Source organism: Collinsella sp. AM23-17 (assembly GCF_003470945.1).
GTDB classification, from domain to species: Bacteria; Actinomycetota; Coriobacteriia; order Coriobacteriales; family Coriobacteriaceae; genus Collinsella; species Collinsella aerofaciens_O.
The window spans coordinates 1-19,009 of the sequence record NZ_QRHU01000009.1; the positions used below are offsets into that span (position 1 = coordinate 1).

Below are 19,009 nucleotides of genomic sequence, written 5' to 3' on the forward strand. Positions count from 1 at the left end.
GTACATGTACGGATGAATGTGGGAAGTGTTCGGATGAAGTTGCCATTCAAGGGCGAGTATAGCTACGGCAGCGTTATCTTAGGCGAAAGTGCCAAAGCACGTGAGGGTGTCGAGCTCCTCGGCAAGATCATCGACGAGCAGGGCGCCAACGGCAACGATCAGATTATCATCGCCGACAGCAACGAGACTTGGCTGTTTGCCGCACTTTCCGGCCACCAGTGGATCGCCATGAAGCTCGCCGATGACGTCGCCTCACTCAACCCCAACATCGGCGGACTCAATTACGATGTCAACCTTGATGACACCGAGAACTGCCTCCACTCCGAGGGCATCCAGACCATGCCCGAGAAAAATGGCTTCGCCGAGTACACCGACGGCAAGTTCGACGTTGCCAAGACCTATGGCAAAAGCGTCGCCGATTCCGGCGTTCATCAGTGGACTCGCTATGTCCAGGGCCGCGATTACTTCATGGCCCCGTTGACCAAGGGCGCGGATTACGACATCGTCACGGTTAAACCGAAAAAAGGCCCCGACCAAATCGGGGCCATGGTCAGCGAGATCCAGCCCCTGTTCTTCCAGCCCGGCAAGTCCGACTGGAACACCTTTGAGATGATCCGTGCATTTGGCAACCGCGGCGAAAATGTCCCCGGCCTCAACGCCAACACCGACGGTGTCTACGCCATCGGCACCGAAAGAAGCACCGAGACCAACCTCTTCCAGATCCGTCAGGACATGGACCCCGAGATCGCGACCATTCAGTGGGAGATGCTCTCCCGCGCCGCCTACTCCGTCGCTATTCCTCTGTACTCTGCACTGCTCACCGAGGTCAGCCCCTACTTCAGCAATCAGGATGTCTCCTACGATCACTGCGAAGAGACGGACATCGTGAACAACGAGGAGCCCGAGAACTCCATCAACTACGTCCTCATGGACATTAGTTCCCTCTGCTACGAGCACCGCGAGCAGCTCGGCACCGGCGTTCGCGCCTACCTCGACGCTCTCCAGAACGAGCTCATCGAACAGAACCTTGAGGTCGATGCTGCTATGCAGGCCGAGACCACCACTGAGGGCCGCACCGCCCTGGCAAACAAGGCCGGCAAGGCTGCCACTGAGAACACCTACGTCAAGTGCAAGGCCCTGCTCCAGGAGATGCGCGCTTATCTGAAGGCTGAGGATTTCAGCACGCCCTTCACCCCGAGCGACCTGAACACCGAGACCAACGGCCTCAAGGTGTCCATCACCTACGCCAAGGACGCTCTTGCCACCGACCCGGTAACCCCGGATCAGCCTGGCACCCCCGAGCAGCCTGGTACTCCTGAGCAGCCCGGTACCCCCGAGCAGCCCGCTAAGCCCGAGCAGCCCGCTAAGCCCGAGCAGCCCACCACCAAGCCCGAGAAGCCTGGCAAGTCCGACACCACGACCACAGTAACCACCAACAAGACGAACACCAAGGGCGGCCTGCCCACCACTGGCGATCGTTTTGATGGCCGCATGGTGGCCGCATTCGCCATCGCTGGCGTTGCCGTCATCTCCGCAGGCGGTTACTTCCTCTACCGTCGCAATAAGGAGTAACGTCTTAGCTGAGCGGGCGAGGCAGCAATGGCAGCCTCGCCCGCTTAACCCGCCTTTTTGGCCGACGGGAAACCCACGGGAAACCCGCCTGAAATCTTTTTAAAAAAGATTTCCCCGCACACACTTCGCTGTGCTATAGTGCAGCGCAACAGCAACTAGGTGCGACCGCGCCACGGCATCACGAAAGGAGCCACCAACATGAAGAACACGATGAAATCTCTCAACAACTGGTGGTGGCGTGATGCGAATACGATCGGTCGACAGTGAGTCCCTCACGCCTGTTTTTGCGCTCTAGGTGATTGGAAGGCCTCCGGTTTCGACCGGGGGCCTTTTTCTATCTCGAGCCCGATCGCATTCGCATCACGCGCCTCCGCTTTTCTCTTGCAATCCCCTTCCGAAAGGATTTTCACCATGTCTCAGAACACCACCGCCACCCAGCCCCGCACCGTCCAGACCGCCGACCGTGGCAAACTCGATGTCCGCGCCCTCGTCCTGCTCGCCATCCTGCTCGCCGCCGGCTTCATCCTCAACTTCACCGTCGGCAAGGCAATCTCGGGCATCTCGGGCGGCATGATCAGCCCCGAGTTCATCATCTCGGCCTTCTGCCTCACCATCCTGGTCGTTCGCCCCAACATCGGCCAGGCGCTCGTCATTGGCCTCATCTCGGCTGCCGTGATCCAGATCACCACCACTTCGCCGTTCGTCGATTTTGCCGCCGAGGGCATCGCCGCCATGCTCATGGCCGGCATCGTCAACGCCGCCGGCAAGAACGGTCAGGTCAAGCCTGCCGTCGCCATCGTCGCTACCTTCGTGACCACCTTTGTCTCCGGCGTCATCTTCATGGTTATCAAGATGGCCATGCTTGGCGTGGTCGGCGAGCTCGCCGCCGCTATGCTGCCCGTCGTCGCCATGACCGCCGTCTTTAACGCCATTCTGGTCGGCGCCCTCTATCTGCCCATTCAGAAGGCCCTGAAGCTCAACTAACCCGCTCGGCTTTATGAGCCACCCCATCTTGGCGTTCATTCGTCGCTCGCGTACCCAAGTACGCTTCGCTCCTCTTTCGCGCCAACCTGGGGCCCCTCGTAAAGCCGTCTCCGCACTCCACCAACAAAGACTGTCCCAAACAACTAGCTCTTGGGGACGTTCTTAAACGACTAGTCATTAAAGAACGTCCCCGATGACTATGAAAGGTATCCATGGAAACGATCATCAACGTCGACGATGTCTCGTTCTCCTATGGCACGCAGACCGAGCAGGCGCTCAGCCACATCTCACTCAGCGTGAACAAGGGAGATTTCATCGGCATCATCGGGCCCTCGGGCGCCGGCAAGTCCACGCTTGCCGCCTGCCTGTCGGGCGCCGTGCCCCACCACTACACCGGCACGTTCTTTGGGTCCGTCATGGTTGACGGCCACGACACCTGCGAGGTCTCGTTGACCGACGTGTCGCAAATCGTCGGCAGCGTGCTGCAGGATATCGACACGCAAATGGTCGCCTCGGTCGTCGAGGACGAGATGCTCTTTGGCCTCGAGAACTTTGGCGTCCCCCATGACCAGATCGAGCAGCGCGTGAGCGAAACGCTCGAGACCGTCGGCATCAGCGACCTGCGCGACCGCGAGATTGCCACCCTCTCGGGCGGACAGAAGCAAAAGGTAGCCATCGCCGCCATTCTCGCTATGCGTCCGCGCGTCTTGGTTCTCGACGAGCCCACCGCGGCACTCGACCCTGCCAGCTCCACGCTGGTCTTCGAGACGCTGCGTGAGGCAAACCGCGCACTTGGAATCACCATCGTCGTCGTTGAGCAAAAGGTCGCCCTGCTCTCGGAGTACTGCAACCGCGTGCTCGTGCTCAACCATGGCGAAATCGCGCTGCAGGGCGAACCACACGAGGTCTTCGCGCATACCGACGAGCTCCGTGCCATCGGCGTCGACTGCCCTCGCGTCACGCGTATCTTCAATAGCCTCGAGGCCGATGGCCTGGTAAGCGGTACCCCTTGCTTGGATGTCGATGAGGCCGAGCGCCTGATTTCGGGCATCGTCGACCCCGCACGCGCGGCCAGCGAAACCCAGGCGCCCGCCGGCTCCCCGCATGCACCGTCGTTGCGCCCTCATGCCAAGGACGCCGAACCCGTACTCACCTTCGACCATGTTGAGTTTGCCTATCCCAATGGCGGCGCCGCCGTACACGACCTCAACCTGACGCTCTATCCCGGCGAGCTCGTGGGCATCGTCGGCCAGAACGGTGCCGGCAAGACCACGCTCACCAAGCTGCTCACGGGCCTGCTTAAGCCCGCCTCGGGCAGCGTGCGCGTCACGGGACTGGATACCGCAGCCGTTCCCACGAGCCGCATCGCCCGCGAAGTCGCAACCCTCTTCCAAAACCCCGACCGCCAGATCTGCAAGGACACCGTGCTCGACGAGGTCGCCTTTGGCCTGGAGCTTGCCGGCATCGACCGTGCCGAGGCGCTGCGTCGCGCCCAGCTCGTCGTCGATCGCTTTGGCTTGCCGGCCGACGAGGCGCCCTTCTCGCTCTCGCGCGGTCAGCGCCAGATGGTGGCACTCGCCTCCGTCGTGGTCGTAGAGCCCAAAATCGTGGTGCTCGACGAGCCCACGAGCGGCCTTGACTACCGTGAGTGCATGATTGTCATGGAAACCGTGCGCACCATGGCCGAGCGCGGCTGCGCCGTCATCATGGTCTGCCACGACATGGAAGTCGTATCCGACTTTGCCGAGCGCATCGTGGTGATGGCCGACGGCCGCATCCTCGAGCGCGGCCGCACGCACGAGCTGTTCTCGAACATCGAGCTCATGCAGCAAGCCTACGTTGAGCCACCTCAGGTCATAGAGCTTTCTCATCGTCTGGCATCCTCCGTCTCTCCCGTCTTTGCGCAGGTGAGCGAGGTCACCGATGTCGTTCGAATTACCAAGGAGATGGTCCACCGTGGTTAACGTCATCGACTACATGCCGGGCGATACGCTACTGCATCGTTTGAACCCCGTCGTCAAACTGGGCCTCGCCGCCGCCATCATCGTCGGCATCTTCTTGTCCGACACCTACGTGGCGCTGCTGGGCTTTTTGGCACTCACCCTTGCGCTGGGTGCCTATGCCGGCGTCGTCGACCGTCTGTTCTCGTTGCTCAAGTTGCTGATTCCGCTCGCGCTTATCATGCTGGTGCTCCAGCTAGCCTTTATGCGCGATGGCAACGTGGTGTGGGGCTTTATCACCGACACGGGCCTCATCACGGGATCGAAGGCCTGCCTGCGCCTGCTGGGCGTGGCGTTACCACTCATCCTCATGCTCATGGTGACCAAGCTCAACGACCTTGCCAACGCCTGCGTCGATGTGTTGCACGTGCCGTATCGCTATGCCTTCACCTTTACCACGGCGCTACGCTTTGTGCCGGTGTTTGGTCAGGAGATGAACGCCATCATGGAAGCGCAGACCGCACGCGGCGTCGAGTACGACACCAAGAACCCCATCAAGAAGCTTAAGCTCATGCTGCCGTTGTGCGTGCCACTGCTCATCTCGAGCGTGGGCAAGACCGATGCCACAGCCTTGGCGGCAGAACAGCGCGGCTTCTATCTGCGTACACGCGCCAGCTCGTACAAGCGCTACCCCATCAAGGGCTTGGACATCGCCGTGCTCATCGTCAGCATCGCCCTCATCGCCATCGGCTTCCTGTTCTAGTTCGCCACCGGCAGCAACCGCCCAACGCAAAAGGCCTCGGCTCGCACCAAACGAGCCGAGGCCTTTACTGTTTCACCAGATAAAACCTACCAAAATTAACCTGTCCCTTTTTGACAGGTCGGAAGCTAGAGGCGGTAGGGGGCGCCGCTGCGGATGATGGATTCGCGCACCAGGACATCCATGGCATCGAGGGTGATCTCGGGCATCTCTCGATACTTCTGCAGCACCGATAGCTCGGTGCAGGCCAGAATGACACGGTCGCAGCCGCTACGGGCGAACTCCCACATCACGCGGTCGAACTTATCCATATCGGGCTCACGTCCGGCTTTCACATCATCGTAGATAAGCGACATCACATCGTTCTGACGTTTCTCGCTGGGATAGACGACCTCAACACCCGCAGCCTCGCATTCGCGGCCGTAGACGCCCGCGCCCACGGTTCCGTCGGTGCCCATGATGCCAATCTTGTGCACCGGCTCGGCCGGCATACTCAGGTTGGGGTCGAACTCGCACTCCCCCATCACCGCACCCGCAAGGGCATAGCGCACCGACTCACGCGGCATGTGGATAATCGGCACCTTCGTAAACGACTGGATCTGGTCGTAGAAGTAGTGTGACGTGTTGCAGGGAATGGCAATGTGCGCACAGCCCAGCGACTCGAGTGCCTGGGCACACTCTTTCATGGTCGCCAGCAGCTTGGCGTGCTCGCCAGTCTTAATGGCCAGCGTGCGGTCGGGCATGGTCGACTTGGAGAGCACCACCATGTCGATATGATCCTGATCGCAGGCAGCAGCCGTATGACGCACTACCTGGTCGTAGTAATACGACGTGGCCTCGGCGCCCATGCCGCCGATAACTCCCAGCTTTTCCATCGCCGCCTCCTTGGTGACGCTTGCGCAATTGCGCGTATCATACCCGCGCCCGCCCGATGTAAACCGGACGGGCGCCGCACTCATCTACTTGTAATACGTCTTGAACAGCTTAAAGTGGCGCAGCTTGGTGTGCCACATGCGCAGCCAGCGGTTAAAGACAAAGTCGCCCTTCATAAACGAAGGGTCGGCGCCCTTGCCTTCCTTGTCCAGGCGATGCACCTTAGCGCGCAGCTCGGGATCCTTGACGTACTTGTCGACGACGCCCATGGGGACGACCATCCACAGCGCCTCGTCCTGCGCCGTCACAAACTCCGGCTCAAACGGGCGGTTGAACACATACTCGTCCACCACATACTTGGCAACGTTAAAGCCGCTGTTAGTGACGTAGTAGTTGCTGCGACCTTGGCGCGTGTTGAAATCGAAGAACTTAAACGAGCCGTCGCGCTCGTCGTACTTAACGTCAAAGTTGGAATAACCCACAAAGTGAAGGTCCTCGAGCAACTTGCGCACGCCGCCCATGAGCTCGTCATTGGGCTCGGTGATGATACAGGCGTGGTTGCCGACACCGTGAGGCTGATGCTCCTCGAGCAGCACGTGGCCCAGGCACATCATGCGGACCTTGCCGTTGCGGTCGGAATAGCTGGTGAGCACGCGCATATACTCGTCGTTGCCGGGCACGCGATCCTGCAAGATCAGGTCGTCGGTGTAGCCGCTGGCATACGAGTCGCGAATGACCTGTTCCAGCTCGGCACGGTCGGCAATCTCATAGGCCTTTTTCTGGCCCTCGAACTCGTGCTGCCACCACATGATGCCGTCGGAAGGCTTCAGGATCATCGGGTAAGGAAAATCGATCTGGTCGAGCACTTCGGCAGGTGCCTCGCCTTGGGCATTCAGCATCGCCATGGTGAAGGTAAAGGTATGCGGATAGGGCACGCCGTGCTTCTCGCACAGCTCGTAGAAGATCTCCTTCTTCTGACACTGCTCAAGCATGCTGTAGGGAGCGTAAGGCGCGACGATGTTATCCGCCAGCTCATGGGCATCCTTGGCCTGAGCCACGAGGGCAACATAGTTATCGCCACAGCCCACAAGGACAATCGTCTTGTCGGCATGCGCTTGGGCAATGCCGTTGACGGTTTTGAGCATCACGGGCATGGTGTCGATATCCACGTTGGGCGTGTAGTCGATAATCTGGCTGCGGTAAGCGGGACCCGTCTGGTACTTGCCAAAGACCAGACTCTTGACCTGGTACTCCTCATAGAAGGCGCGCGCCACCGAATAGGCGTTGATGTCGCCTCCGAGCAGCACGGGAATGAACTCGCGCTCTGTAAACTGCAATGCCATGGAAACTTCCTATCATGAACTGCCCACACAACGGGCGGTCTTTGCGCAACTGATTTATTCTAGCGTGCCAAGCCGCCGGCGCCCAAAGCTCCACCGTATCTATGGCAATCGACGTGATCGTCCAGCATAAAGCCGCACTCACCGCGATGGGGCCTTGTAGCCGCAAACCCCCTGTTGAGATAGCTTTCACGACCGAAAGCCCGTCCGCAAACAGGCCCCCGTAACGTTAAAGTTGAACTCTATGGTTTCTCAACAATTCATCATAACTGCAGGTCAAAGCCAAAGCCTCAAGTTCAACTTGACCCTTTGGAACCTTTAAGGTTCAAGTTGAGGTCGAAAGCAGTAGTAGAATACCGTTCGAACCATAACCTACGATTGATTGCAGAGGGACTGGATGCAGCATTCGAATCATCGCACCGCAGCGCTCATCGCGTCGAAGCCGGCTCGTATCATCACGAGCGCCGCGCTCGCCGTTGCGCTGACGGCCACGCCGATGCTCTCCCCCGTTGCGGCGTATGCCGCCTCGCAGGCAACGCAGGACCAGCTTTCCGCAGCCCAGCAGAAGATCGAAGCCGCCACGAGCGCCTACAACGACGCCCGCACCAAACTCGATGACCTGCAAAAGCAGATTGACTCCAACGAGGCAAGCATCGAGGAAATCGAGGCTAAGCTTCCCGAGCAGCAGGCCAAGGCAAGCTCCGCCATGCGCGATCTGTACAAGTATCAGAAGGGCACCAATCCCATCGTGAGCTTCCTGGTCAATGCGCAGAGCCTGGGTGAGTTCATCACGACCTGCAAATACACCAACCAGATCACGAGCTCGAGCGTCAACGAGATCGAAGAGCTCAATAATATGCAAACCGAACTCGAGCAGAACAAGGCCGAGCTCCAGCAGGCCAAGTCACAGCTTGAGGCAGAGCAGAAAAACGCCGAGGATGCGCTGGCGCAGGCCCAGCAGCTCCGCAGCGAGGCACAGGCAAAAGCCGAGCAGGAAAATGCCGCCGAGCTTGCCAAGCTTGAGGCCGATAAGGCCGCTGCCGCCGAGAAGCTCTCGGGCGAGGGCGTAAGCGGCGGCAATTCCAGCAGCCAGGCCACCAACACCAACACCACCATAGACACCACGGTGAACAACTCCAATACCGGTAGTTCCGATTACGATTCGTTCATTAATGAGTGGACGAGCCGCATCGACAATTATCTCGCCGGCTCCCCCATGGCAGGCCAGGGCTATAACTTTGCCGTCGCCGCTTGGAATACCGGTGTCGACCCCCGTTGGTCCCCCGCCATCGCCTGCATCGAGAGCACCAAGGGTGCTTATTGCGCCAATTCTTACAACGCCTGGGGCTGGAGTGCCCGTGGCGGCGGTTGGCGCAGCTTTGGCAGCTGGAGCGAGGGCATCTCCGCTCACGTTGCCTATCTGGGCGCCAACTACGGCTCCACCCTTACCCCGGCAGCGGCCAAAAAGTACTGCCCGCCCACGTGGCAGGACTGGTACAACAAAGTCGCCGCTCAGATGAACCGCATCTAGGTGCAACTGCAAAGGGCCCCAATGGGGCCCTTTTCTTTTAGGTAGCGGAGGTATCGACGACGCCGGTCGCATTGGCAACCGCGACTATGACGATCATGCATAGGAGCAGCACACCCAATGCCTTGAGCCAGAGTTTCGCGAGTTTCTTGCCGCGATAGCTGTCGAGCAGTACGAATCGCCGACGAAGACGGCGCTTATCGAGCAGCGCAAAATGCATAAGCACCATAAGGCCATCGACAAAGAAAAAATACTCGATTATGAGAAGCCACGTCGGGTAGCCTTGGTTTGCTCCCGTGGGGTGAAAGACGGCAAAGTGACTTCCGGCAAAGAACACAAGTAGCGAGAAGCAGACAAGCGTATTCCAAATGCGCCCCAGAGACTCCGGAACGCGAGAGAGCAGACCGCATGCAGCGGAGGCGGCAGGCCTAGGAAGCCCTGCGGGGTTCTGGAGCCCTTGGGGCGTCAACACCGTCTCCGAGGCCGGAGTACGGACAGGCGCAGGCGCAGGAGGCCGCACGGGGCGACTCAGATCGTATGCCGCGCGCGTAGCCCGTCCCAACGCTTCCGCACTCGCAAAACGCTTAGCCGGGTCGAGCGCCATCGACATGCAGATGACATCGGCAAGTGGAGTGGGAATGCCACGCGCCTCGCATTGCTCGCGCATGTCGAGCCCTGGTTTAGGGTCGATTCCCGTCAAGCAGAAGAACAACAGGGCGCCAAGTGCGTAGACGTCGCTGCGCACACTCGTCTGCCCAAACCCATACTGCTCGGGCGGCGCATAGGGTCGCGTGCCAAACTTGACGGTGTCGGCATCGGCGCCATCGCGCCATACGCGCGCGATCCCCAAGTCGATAATCACCAGCGATGAAAACGTCAGGCCCTCATCGAGCGTACGGCTCGCACCTGTCACGATGATATTCGATGGCTTGAGGTCGCGATGGATCACCGGCGCCGACGTCTCCCCCGCCATTGCAAAACCGGCATGGAGCTCGCCCACGGCGTCGCAAAGGGCAGGATACAATTCACATGCATAATCGGGGGTGGCTCCCAGACGGTCCACCAGCACCCCGAGCGTCTCACCTTCGATATATTCCATAACCACGTTAAGCTCGTCGCCCACACGACGGCAATCGACGATTCTGGGCAGGTGCTCAAAACGCCTGCCCGCCCGCTGAGCGGCAAACAGACGCTCGTATGCCCCGCCGATTTGAGCCGAGGCATCGATGCGTTTACGGACAAAGGGGCCGAGAGAACCACCACCGGTTCCTTCAAAGTACACGAGCTCGGTTGTTTCAACGGACGAGCGCTTAAGTACACACTCCACGCGATAGCTGTCGTCGCGATCGAGCGACGCCAGATGTTCGGCAAGCGCTGCGGTCAGCTCGTCATCGGAATATGTTGTGGTCTGAGTATCCATAGCCTCCATCATAGCGCAGGGCGCAGACACCCCATGGCATCCGCGCCCCGTTCGTTTGCATCGTTGTTCGGCAGCTCCGCCGGCTCAGATATCAGCCGCTAACTCACCGTCTCCTCGCCAAAGCGATACAGCTCCTCGTTGACCTTTTGGAGGCTGCACCCGCGATCGATGCAAAAGATGATAATCGCATCACGGCGATCCTTGCAGTTAAGGACGCTTACCCCGGCAGCCGTCAGTGCACGGTTGGCCTCTTTGAGCGTCAGCGCCATCGCAAAGGCAATCTGCAGCACCTTATTGCGACTCGGATTGCGCGAACCAGTAAAGATCTGATAGCCAAAGGTCTCGTTGAGGTCGGCCATACGCACCACGCGCGAACGCTCCAAGGCCTTTTCCTGCAGCAGCTGCTTCAGGTAGTCCGAAAGCGACGGGGCGGCAAAGTCGTGCTCCCTGATATAGTCATCGATGTTCGGTGCATCGAGAAGCTCATTGAGCAACTCCTCAGTCAGCTTTTTATCGGGCATACGACTTCACCTCCCCCAGTGCATGCAACATGCTAGAAACCGCTTACGTCCGAACGCTCCCAGCTAGCAACCTGGTCGGGAGACACCGTACCCAGCGCCTCGAACTTCCAGGAACCGCCCGCCTTCAGATGATTGGTGTTTGCAAGAGCCGTTCCAACCTGGTTGCCATCGGCATCATACAGAACATACTCAATCTGAATGTAGCTCTTTTCCTTGTCCGTGTTATTGGTCAGCGTGCCCGTGATCTTATAGGCAAACTGATTGGAGGTGTCTTCAGCCTCGTCAGCAATGGTATACGGTTCTTGCGGTTCTTTTTGCTCCTCAGCCTGCTGTGTCGCCTCGGCAGGTTTTGCCGAATCGCTCGCAGACGAATCGGTTGAATTGCCACCCATAGAGCCCACGGCACCGACGATAACCAGCACCACGATGATGCCTAGGACAATCTTGCCGATCGGCTTCTTTCCCTCTTTTGCCATTATTCATCCTTCCTACAATCCGGCTACCGTGCCGGCACACAGCACATCGTAGGAGGCAGCGAACTCAAATTCATTAGCTGGGAGCTAATGTCGCAACATAGTTTGCCATCTGACACTCATTGAGTCCTTTTTTTCCTTCACCGAACTCATGCCTTTGTTGTTGACTATTAAACATTTAGACGTAAACTGCTTTGTTACCTTGTCAACATCTGAAAGGAACCTCATTGGGAAAAGACGTACTGGTGCAGCAACTCGTCGACTCATTCGACAGCTGGCCCGCCAAAAATTCCGGTTGCGGATCGTCCCGCATGACACAAGAGCTCTATCCTTTTGACAAGCTCTTCTCTCCCATCACAATTAACAAACTCACCGTCAAAAACCGCATTGTCATGGCACCGATGGGCAATATCGACATGTGCGAGGAAACTGGCCGCCCCAGTGACATGATGCTGCAGTACTTTTTCGCCCGCGCCAAAGGCGGCTGCGGCCTCATCACAACAGGACTCGTGCCGGTAAGCCACGGCATCGATACCACGGTTACCGAACTGGACAAGCTCACCTATTTCCCGCGCATCGATCGAAGCCGAACCGTTATGGCAGGCTGGCGCGACCTTGCCCAAGGTGTCCATGCCTTCGGATCGCGCATTTTTGTCCAGCTTACGGCTGGACTCGGCCGCGTGGGCAATCCGCAATGTCTCATCACGCAAAAGAAGTTTCCGGTCTCGGCGAGTTTCTTGCCTAACTACTACATCCCCGCCATTCCATGCATGCGCCTCTCGGACCAAAAGCTGCGCCGTATCGTAAACAATATCGGCCAAGCGGCGGCCGATGCCCATGCCATGGGCATCGATGGCGTCTATTTGCACGGGCACGAAGGCTATCTTATCGAGCAGCTCGGAAACCCCGCCTTTAACCATCGCAAGCTCGGACGTTATGCCGATTGGCGTCAATTTGGCCTCGATATGGTCAAAGAAATCCGTCGCCGCGTTGGGCCCGACTACCCCATCATGTACCGCATCGACCTTTCGCTTGCACTCGAGGAAACCTATGACGAGCAGGTCATGAATTCGACCTATCTGGGACGCATGCGCGGCGGCCGCACAGTCGAACAGACCCTGTGTTATATGGAAGAGCTCGTGGCGGCGGGAGTAGACATCTTCGACGTCGACCTGGGTTGCTATGACAACTGGTGGATGCCCCACCCGCCTGCAAGCATGCCCGCAGGCTGCTTCGTTCCCGTGGCGCGCGCCGTTCGGGAGCGCTTTGCCGCCGACAATATCCACTCCAATGCCGGCCTTCCCATACCCGTTGTCGCGGTGGGTAAGTTGGGCTACCCCGACATTGCCGAACGCGCCCTTCGCAATGGCGACGCCGATATGATCATGCTCGGACGCCCGCTGCTTGCGGATCCCGAGTGGCCCAACAAGGCGTACGCCGGTCGCGTGGCAGATATTCGACCCTGCATCGGATGCCAGGAAGGATGCCTCAACGAGTTTGTCGAAGGGGGCCACCCGCAGTGCGCCGTCAATCCACGCTGCAGCTTTGAATACCTCATGCCCCAGACACCCGCTCCCGCCATAGAACCCAAACGCATAGCGGTGATAGGAGCCGGACCCGCCGGGATGGTCTGCGCGTTAATCGCCGCGCGTCGTGGCCACGACGTAAAGCTCATCGACGCCGAAGATGAACTTGGAGGAAAACTCCTCTCCGCCAGCGCCGCCCGGATTAAGTTCGACCTCGATAACTACCGATCATATCTTGTTCGACAGGTGCGCGAGCAGGCAGAAAAACCCAACGGGAACCTGACAATCGAGCTTGGACGGGCGGCACGCGCCGAAGATCTTGCAAAAGCAGGCTTCGACGCAATCGTGTGCGCGACAGGCACTTCCAATGCGATACCGCCCATCCCCGGCCTTACGGAGCTTGCAGCATCGGGCCATGCCGTGCAGGCAACGCAGCTACTGCGCCAACCCGCGCTGCTTGGCAACGCCAAAACCGTCGCCATCATTGGCGGAGGGGCCGTGGGCTGCGAGGTTGCCCAGTGGCTCACCGTCGAACACGGCATACCACAGGTCAGCGTAATTGAAATGCTGCCTCACATGATGCAGGGCGCCTGCACGGCAAATCGTGGCCACCTACTCCATGCGCTCAGGGGACGCAATGTGCGGCTCCTCAATATGACACGCGTCGAGCACGCGGAGGTCGGCGGCAAACGCGAGTCTGGAGCCCCAGCGAGGTGCGCGCGTCTCCACCTGAGTCGCAACTGCCACAAAAACGTTCCCGACCCCTACATCTCGTGGTCACCGATCTTGCCCGAGAACGTCGAAAACCCGCTTGCACCCAAAATCGGCAACGACTGGAAGCCGCTCGAGCTAACCTGCGACCTGGTAATCATTGCCTGCGGCGGACATCCCGACGACGCACTGTTCTACAAGCTGCAGCAGACGCATGCCGCAGACGATCTGCATAACATCGGCGATGGGTTTGCACCCGGCCGTGTGCTCGAAGCGGTCCGCGCGGCATACCGACTCGGCACCAATATCTAACACGAAAGGATGGGCTCACAGATGAACCTGACCTCCCAACAACAAGCCCTGCTCAACGGCGCCAAGGGCCCCGCCATGGCCAAAGTGGTCAAGACCCTCGTTATGTACGGCGAGTGCTTTGGTGCCGAGCGTATGGTTCCCGTGACCGGCGCAAACGGTCATCTTGTCACAAGTTTTGGCCTCTCCATGCTCGGTCCAGTCTATGACCTTATGGATGAGCTGTTGGAAGACGGTGCCCTGTCCGGTCAGTCGTTCTCGGTCGACCCGAGGCCCCTCGACCCCGCCGTCCCGGCCAACCCGCTGCAAAAGCTGCTGTTCAAGATTATGTATTCCAAACAAGGCGATTATGAGGCACAGCTGCGCAGCATGGGTCTATTGGACAGCGATGCTTTCACCTGCACCTGCTACCAGCCCGAAGTTGGCAATCGACCTCGGCGTGGCGACATCCTAAGCTGGGCAGAAAGCAGCGCCGTGGTCTTTGCCAACTCTGTGTTGGGCGCCCGCTGCAATCGCAACTCCGGCATCATCGAGATGTTCGGCTCAATCGCCGGCTTTGTCCCGGAATTCGGCCTGCTCACCGACGAGGGCCGCAAGGCGACCTGGATCATCGAAGTCGACTGTAAACGCAAGCCCGAAGCGCAAGTACTTGGCAGCGCCATTGGCATGAAGGTGATGGAAGACGTCCCCTACATTAAAGGCCTCGACCGTTGGCTTGGCCGCGAACTCACGCCCGACACGCAGGACTACCTTAAGGACATGGGCGCCGCCAGCGCATCGAACGGCGCTGTCGGGCTCTACCACGTGGACGGCATCACGCCCGAAGCCGTCGAGCAAGGCGAACAGCTCATAGCACCAGACGCCCAAATCTATCGCATTGACGACGCCGAGCTGGAACGCATCCGCTCAAGCTACCCCATAATGTGGAAGAACCCGGGTGCGCGCCCCAAGCTGGCCTTCATCGGCTGCCCTCACCTCTCGTCTGCACAACTCGCCCACTGGGCAGACGCCATCTGCGATGGACTGTGCGCCTCCGGCAACTGCCGCGTGCAAGTACCCACCGTGCTGACCGCCGCCCCATCCGTGGCAGACGCCTTCCGCAAGACCGTGGCATACAGACGCCTCTCGACTACCGGCACCGTCGTCTCGAGCATCTGCCCGCTTATGTACACCAACAACCCGCTGTGCGGCAGCATGCCCATCATCACCAACTCCAACAAGTTGCGTACGTACTCGGCATCGCGCTACTACACCGACGACGAGGTGCTCGCCTACGTCACCACCGGAAAACCGATCAAATAGGAAGGCGACTCCTCATGGAAAAAATCTTTCACGGCCGCGTCGTTGTCCCCGGAACTGCCCACGCCAAGGCACTTGTCTCTCGCGGAGGGCTCAACACACTCGCATCGTTTCAGAAGGCACTGATGTTTGGTGACAAAAAGGCCACGTGTTCCGACCAAAACAATCCCGACTTGTACGGCAAACCTTTAGCAGGATGTGCCCTGTGCCTACCGCAAACCATCGGCTCCACCACAGGCGGCATGGTGCTCTTCTGCGCCACCAAAATGGGCCGCCAACCCGCATGCCTGCTGTTTTCCAAACCCATTGACAGCCTTGCCGCCGCTGGCGCGATCCTCTCGGGTGTGTGGACCGACACCCCCATGCCCACCATTGACAACCTAGGCGATGAGTTTCTCGATGCCGTGTCGACGGGCGACGCCATCACCGTGGCCGAAGACGGCACGGTCATCGTCGGCTAAGGCTATCCGACCCGCCGCCCGCAGATGAACAACGTGTTTCGCCGTTTCCCGCGCGCGGTGCGGACGATAATCTTGACGTATTCGATATACAACACGAAAGGAGTCCCACCATGGGAGCATCGGTATCGGTCGCACAGGGCGCGCCTCTTGATGCAGGCACCTACAAGGCAGACGAGGCAGCCGTCGAGCGCTTTTGCGAATTGCTGCGCATCCCCACCGTTTCACGTGAGAACATCGCCGAACGCGACGATGAGCCCTTCAACCAGTGGATTCCCACGCTTCAGCGGCTTTATCCGCATTTCTTTAAAGTCGCCGAGCTTACACGCGTCGACGATTTTGGCATGCTCCTGCGTTGGCCTGGTGCCGATTCCGCCTTGGACCCCATCGTCATGATGGCGCACCAGGACGTCGTGCCCGTCGAGGGGCAAGACTGGAAGCATGATCCCTTTGGAGCCGAGATCATCGACGGCGAAATCTGGGCCCGCGGCTCACTCGACACCAAGTGCATCGTCTCTGCTTTCCTCGAGGCAGCTGAGCATTTGATTGCCCAGGGCTTCGTTCCCCCGCGCGACGTCTGGTTCTTCTCGAGCGATGGCGAGGAAATCGCCGCACCCACCGCCACCCATGCGGTGCAGTGGCTTCGCGAGCACAACATCCATCCCTATATGGTGCTCGATGAGGGCGGCGCCGTGGCAACCGACGCCCCGCTCGGCGTCACCGAACCCGTTGCCATGGTAGGCGTATCCGAGAAGGGCCACGTCGACCTTACCGTCACGGCGCGCGCCGACGGCGGCCATGCCTCTACGCCCGCGGCAAACGATGCCTGCCGTCTTCTCTGCCGTGTATGCGAGACCATTTCTGCCAACCCCGGCAAGCCGCAACTCACGCCCGCCGTCGAGGCCACGCTGACCGAACTGGGTGCCCGCAGCAGCGCGACGTATCAGGCGATCTTTGGCAACCTGTGGCTCACGCGCCCCGCGGTTACCAAGATCATGGCCGCCAGCCCCGAGACCTCGGCCATGCTGCGCACAACCTATGCGCTCACGCAGCTCGAGGGTTCTAACGCACACAACGTGCTGCCTCCAGTCGCCCGCGCCAACTTTAACGTGCGCATCGCACCGTTCGAAACCATCGCCGATGCCGTTGAGCGCGCTCGCAAGCTCGCCGCTCAGCAGTGTCGCGCCTCGGGCGTAAGCCCCGACCACGTCACCGTCGAGATTAACGAGGCGATCCCCTACACCGAGCCCGCGCCCGTCTCGCCTTACGAAGACGATGCCGCCTTCAACTACATCCATCGCTGCGTGTCGGGCGTCTATCCCGAGGCCGGCTTTGCTCCCTACGTGCAGAACTCCTGCACCGACTCGCGCGAGTTCAACGAGATCTGCGATCGCGTCTACCGCTTCTGCGGCTTTATCTACTCGGGCGAGGCGCGCAAGCTCATCCATGCCGCCAACGAACGCATCGGCGTCGACGTCTACAAGCGCGGCATTGAATTCTATGTGGCGTTTCTCGCCAACCTTGAACAACTGTAGGACGGGAGGGCCGATAGCGCCCCTCCCCGCTTTTACCGACCAGGAGAACCAGCATGACCCAACCAAATCTTAAGCGGGCGGCCCGGCTCGACACCAAGGCCGTCGCCCTCGCCTCCCTACCCTTTATGGGCATGATCAGCTTTTGGCAGGTCTACGACGGCATCGTTCCTAAGATGCTCACGGGGACCTTTGGCCTATCCAACTCGCTCACCGGCGCGATCATGGCTATCGATAATGTCTTTGGCCTGTTCCTGCTTCCGCTCTTTGGCATTCTCTCGGACCGTTGCACAAGCAAACTCGGGCGCCGAACGCCCTTTATCTTGGGCGGCTCTGCGGTGGCAATGCTCTCCGTCCCGCTCATCGCGATCGCCAACAACATGGGCAGCCTACCCCTGCTCATCGGCGCGATTATCCTCACGCTTTTGGCAATATGCGCCTATCGCACCATGACGGTTGCCGTCGTGGCCGACATTACGCCCCGTCCCCTGCGAACCAAGGCGGACTCGATCGAAAAGATCGTCGGCTACGCGGGGACGGGTCTTATGCTCGTCGCCATCTCGGTCATGGTTCCCAAGGCCGACAAACCCGATTATCTTCCGCTCTTTATTTTGCAGGCCGCCTTTATTCTCGTCTCGGCCGTTGTCTACGGCATCTTTATCCGTGAGCCCGCCCTTGTCGAAAAGATGCGCAAGAAATCGCTGTCCATGGGCATCGACGAGGATCAGATTGACAAAGATGACTCTCCCGAGGCCGGCGGTAAAGATCGCATTGCAGACGCCGGCGTACGCCGCTCCATCATCATGCTGCTCGCTGCAACGTTTTTCTACTACATGAGCTATAACGCCATGACCACCAATATCAGCCGTTATGCCGATATGTTCTACGGCATGGAGGGCGGTTCATACGCCATCATCAATATCGTGACGATTGCAGGCGCGCTGCTAAGCTACGTACCCTTGGCGAATCTTTCGCTCAAAATCGGCCGTAAAAAGGTCGCCCTGGGCACCGCCGTCATCATGGTTTTATGCCCCGCGCTTCTTTGGCTGGCACCCGGTTTCTCGCCCGTGCTGTACGGCGTCTTTTTGTTGATGGGCGTTGCGCTGGGCGGCGTGGACCTGTGCGTATACACGATGATTCTGGAGTGCTGCAGTTCCCAAAGCGTGGGCCGCTACTCCGGTTACTACTACACCGTGAGCATGGCGGCTCAGGTGGCGACACCGATTCTCTCCGGTATCGTTATGGACGTGGCGCCGTCGATGCTCTTCGCCTATATCACGGCAATGGGCCTGCTTATGGCCGCGAGCATGGCCTCCGCCAAGCACGGCGACGCCATCTTAATCGACGAGGTCGCTCGCCGCGAGGCAGCCGAGTAGAAGTGCACGCCAATATTGAGCAATGGAGCCGGATGGGGGTATTTCCCATCCGGCTCCATTTTTTCATCCTCAAGAGGCTTGTCGAAGCCTACCCCACCGTGACGGATTCCCCGGTAAAGGTACTGACCATCAACAGGACAAAGAACACCAGGTAGCTGACACTCAGCGGGTACGCAATGATCAGGAAGACGACCCAGCCGACATTGGTTTTACCGCAGGCATGGCGTTGCTCGCGATTGCGGCAGAGCCAAATCGTCACGCCAATGGCCACGATCAGCAACACGAGTGCCGCTGCCGCCAACCCGGCAAGCGCAAACATAACGCCAATGCTCACAGCAATAACCGGAAGCAACAACAAGCCGCATCCACACCCACCGGGACTATAAA

The 19,009-nt window shown here is 59.4% G+C and carries 16 protein-coding genes; 10 read left to right on the forward strand and 6 right to left on the reverse strand.

Annotation, left to right across the window (positions count from 1 at the left end; all coding sequences use genetic code 11):
* Positions 1–33 precede the first annotated feature (33 nt).
* The 4 genes from DW645_RS04450 (at position 34) to DW645_RS04465 (ending at position 5,259) form a co-directional block, all read left to right on the forward strand.
* Entirely contained in the window at positions 34–1,572 is a 1,539-nt protein-coding gene (locus DW645_RS04450; RefSeq protein ID WP_158568680.1) for a C69 family dipeptidase, read from the forward strand.
* A 411-nt stretch (positions 1,573–1,983) separates the two neighbouring features.
* Positions 1,984–2,556, forward strand: coding sequence for a hypothetical protein (locus tag DW645_RS04455; RefSeq protein WP_117635404.1), 573 nt, complete (start codon positions 1,984–1,986; stop codon positions 2,554–2,556).
* A gap of 212 nt (positions 2,557–2,768) precedes the next feature.
* Positions 2,769–4,520 carry an ABC transporter ATP-binding protein gene (locus tag DW645_RS04460; RefSeq protein ID WP_117790632.1) on the forward strand — a complete coding sequence of 584 codons (1,752 nt, stop codon included), beginning with the start codon at positions 2,769–2,771 and terminating at the stop codon, positions 4,518–4,520.
* Complete coding sequence (locus DW645_RS04465) at positions 4,513–5,259, forward strand: energy-coupling factor transporter transmembrane protein EcfT (protein ID WP_117790633.1); 747 nt, start codon at positions 4,513–4,515, stop codon at positions 5,257–5,259. The genes DW645_RS04460 and DW645_RS04465 overlap by 8 nt, the downstream gene beginning before the upstream one ends.
* Before the next feature lie 125 nt (positions 5,260–5,384).
* Here DW645_RS04465 and DW645_RS04470 read toward each other — a convergent pair whose 3' ends face one another.
* Positions 5,385–6,131: an aspartate/glutamate racemase family protein gene (locus DW645_RS04470; RefSeq protein WP_233540245.1), complete on the reverse strand. Its 747-nt coding sequence runs from the start codon at positions 6,129–6,131 to the stop codon at positions 5,385–5,387.
* 84 nt (positions 6,132–6,215) lie between these two features.
* Positions 6,216–7,472 carry an ATP-grasp domain-containing protein gene (locus tag DW645_RS04475; protein WP_117629769.1) on the reverse strand — a complete coding sequence of 419 codons (1,257 nt, stop codon included), beginning with the start codon at positions 7,470–7,472 and terminating at the stop codon, positions 6,216–6,218.
* 394 nt (positions 7,473–7,866) lie between these two features.
* On the opposite strand from DW645_RS04475, the gene DW645_RS04480 reads away from it, so the two are divergent.
* Positions 7,867–9,000: a glucosaminidase domain-containing protein gene (locus DW645_RS04480; protein ID WP_117655310.1), complete on the forward strand. Its 1,134-nt coding sequence runs from the start codon at positions 7,867–7,869 to the stop codon at positions 8,998–9,000.
* 37 nt (positions 9,001–9,037) lie between these two features.
* Here the strand turns inward: DW645_RS04480 and DW645_RS04485 are convergent, their stop codons facing one another.
* The 3 genes from DW645_RS04485 to DW645_RS04495 form a co-directional block, all read right to left on the reverse strand.
* Entirely contained in the window at positions 9,038–10,417 is a 1,380-nt protein-coding gene (locus tag DW645_RS04485; protein ID WP_158568682.1) for a protein kinase, read from the reverse strand.
* Positions 10,418–10,515: 98 nt separating this feature from the next.
* Positions 10,516–10,938 carry an XRE family transcriptional regulator gene (locus DW645_RS04490; protein ID WP_118226494.1) on the reverse strand — a complete coding sequence of 141 codons (423 nt, stop codon included), beginning with the start codon at positions 10,936–10,938 and terminating at the stop codon, positions 10,516–10,518.
* Positions 10,939–10,970: 32 nt separating this feature from the next.
* Entirely contained in the window at positions 10,971–11,414 is a 444-nt protein-coding gene (locus DW645_RS04495; protein ID WP_117862326.1) for an FxLYD domain-containing protein, read from the reverse strand.
* Positions 11,415–11,638: 224 nt separating this feature from the next.
* Here DW645_RS04495 and DW645_RS04500 point away from each other — a divergent pair, with 224 nt between their 5' ends.
* The 5 genes from DW645_RS04500 (at position 11,639) to DW645_RS04520 (ending at position 18,622) form a co-directional block, all read left to right on the forward strand.
* Complete coding sequence (locus tag DW645_RS04500) at positions 11,639–13,960, forward strand: NAD(P)/FAD-dependent oxidoreductase (protein ID WP_199576428.1); 2,322 nt, start codon at positions 11,639–11,641, stop codon at positions 13,958–13,960.
* Between the two features lie 21 nt (positions 13,961–13,981).
* Entirely contained in the window at positions 13,982–15,259 is a 1,278-nt protein-coding gene (locus tag DW645_RS04505; RefSeq protein WP_118226496.1) for an aconitase X, read from the forward strand.
* A 14-nt stretch (positions 15,260–15,273) separates the two neighbouring features.
* Positions 15,274–15,717, forward strand: a complete 444-nt coding sequence (locus DW645_RS04510; protein ID WP_118226498.1) for an aconitase X swivel domain-containing protein — start codon at positions 15,274–15,276, stop codon at positions 15,715–15,717.
* A 110-nt stretch (positions 15,718–15,827) separates the two neighbouring features.
* Complete coding sequence (locus DW645_RS04515) at positions 15,828–17,249, forward strand: M20/M25/M40 family metallo-hydrolase (protein ID WP_118226500.1); 1,422 nt, start codon at positions 15,828–15,830, stop codon at positions 17,247–17,249.
* Between the two features lie 53 nt (positions 17,250–17,302).
* A complete protein-coding gene (locus tag DW645_RS04520) occupies positions 17,303–18,622 on the forward strand; it encodes an MFS transporter (RefSeq protein WP_118226502.1) in 1,320 nt (439 codons plus the stop codon).
* An 88-nt stretch (positions 18,623–18,710) separates the two neighbouring features.
* On the opposite strand, the gene DW645_RS04525 is transcribed toward DW645_RS04520, so the two are convergent.
* Positions 18,711–18,980 (reverse strand): hypothetical protein, encoded by a 270-nt coding sequence (locus DW645_RS04525; protein WP_147356628.1) that lies wholly within the window; start codon positions 18,978–18,980, stop codon positions 18,711–18,713.
* Between the last annotated feature and the right edge of the window lie 29 nt (positions 18,981–19,009).

What these genes read in the sequence shown, in the direction of transcription:
- DW645_RS04450 (WP_158568680.1), top strand. Translation starts at nt 34, where the DNA reads ATGAAGTTGCCATTCAAGGGCGAGTATAGCTACGGCAGCGTTATCTTA.
- DW645_RS04455 (WP_117635404.1), top strand. Translation starts at nt 1,984, where the DNA reads ATGTCTCAGAACACCACCGCCACCCAGCCCCGCACCGTCCAGACCGCC.
- DW645_RS04460 (WP_117790632.1), top strand. Translation starts at nt 2,769, where the DNA reads ATGGAAACGATCATCAACGTCGACGATGTCTCGTTCTCCTATGGCACG.
- DW645_RS04470 (WP_233540245.1), bottom strand. Translation starts at nt 6,131, where the DNA reads ATGGAAAAGCTGGGAGTTATCGGCGGCATGGGCGCCGAGGCCACGTCG.
- DW645_RS04475 (WP_117629769.1), bottom strand. Translation starts at nt 7,472, where the DNA reads ATGGCATTGCAGTTTACAGAGCGCGAGTTCATTCCCGTGCTGCTCGGA.
- DW645_RS04480 (WP_117655310.1), top strand. Translation starts at nt 7,867, where the DNA reads ATGCAGCATTCGAATCATCGCACCGCAGCGCTCATCGCGTCGAAGCCG.
- DW645_RS04485 (WP_158568682.1), bottom strand. Translation starts at nt 10,417, where the DNA reads ATGGATACTCAGACCACAACATATTCCGATGACGAGCTGACCGCAGCG.
- DW645_RS04490 (WP_118226494.1), bottom strand. Translation starts at nt 10,938, where the DNA reads ATGCCCGATAAAAAGCTGACTGAGGAGTTGCTCAATGAGCTTCTCGAT.
- DW645_RS04495 (WP_117862326.1), bottom strand. Translation starts at nt 11,414, where the DNA reads ATGGCAAAAGAGGGAAAGAAGCCGATCGGCAAGATTGTCCTAGGCATC.
- DW645_RS04505 (WP_118226496.1), top strand. Translation starts at nt 13,982, where the DNA reads ATGAACCTGACCTCCCAACAACAAGCCCTGCTCAACGGCGCCAAGGGC.
- DW645_RS04510 (WP_118226498.1), top strand. Translation starts at nt 15,274, where the DNA reads ATGGAAAAAATCTTTCACGGCCGCGTCGTTGTCCCCGGAACTGCCCAC.
- DW645_RS04515 (WP_118226500.1), top strand. Translation starts at nt 15,828, where the DNA reads ATGGGAGCATCGGTATCGGTCGCACAGGGCGCGCCTCTTGATGCAGGC.
- DW645_RS04520 (WP_118226502.1), top strand. Translation starts at nt 17,303, where the DNA reads ATGACCCAACCAAATCTTAAGCGGGCGGCCCGGCTCGACACCAAGGCC.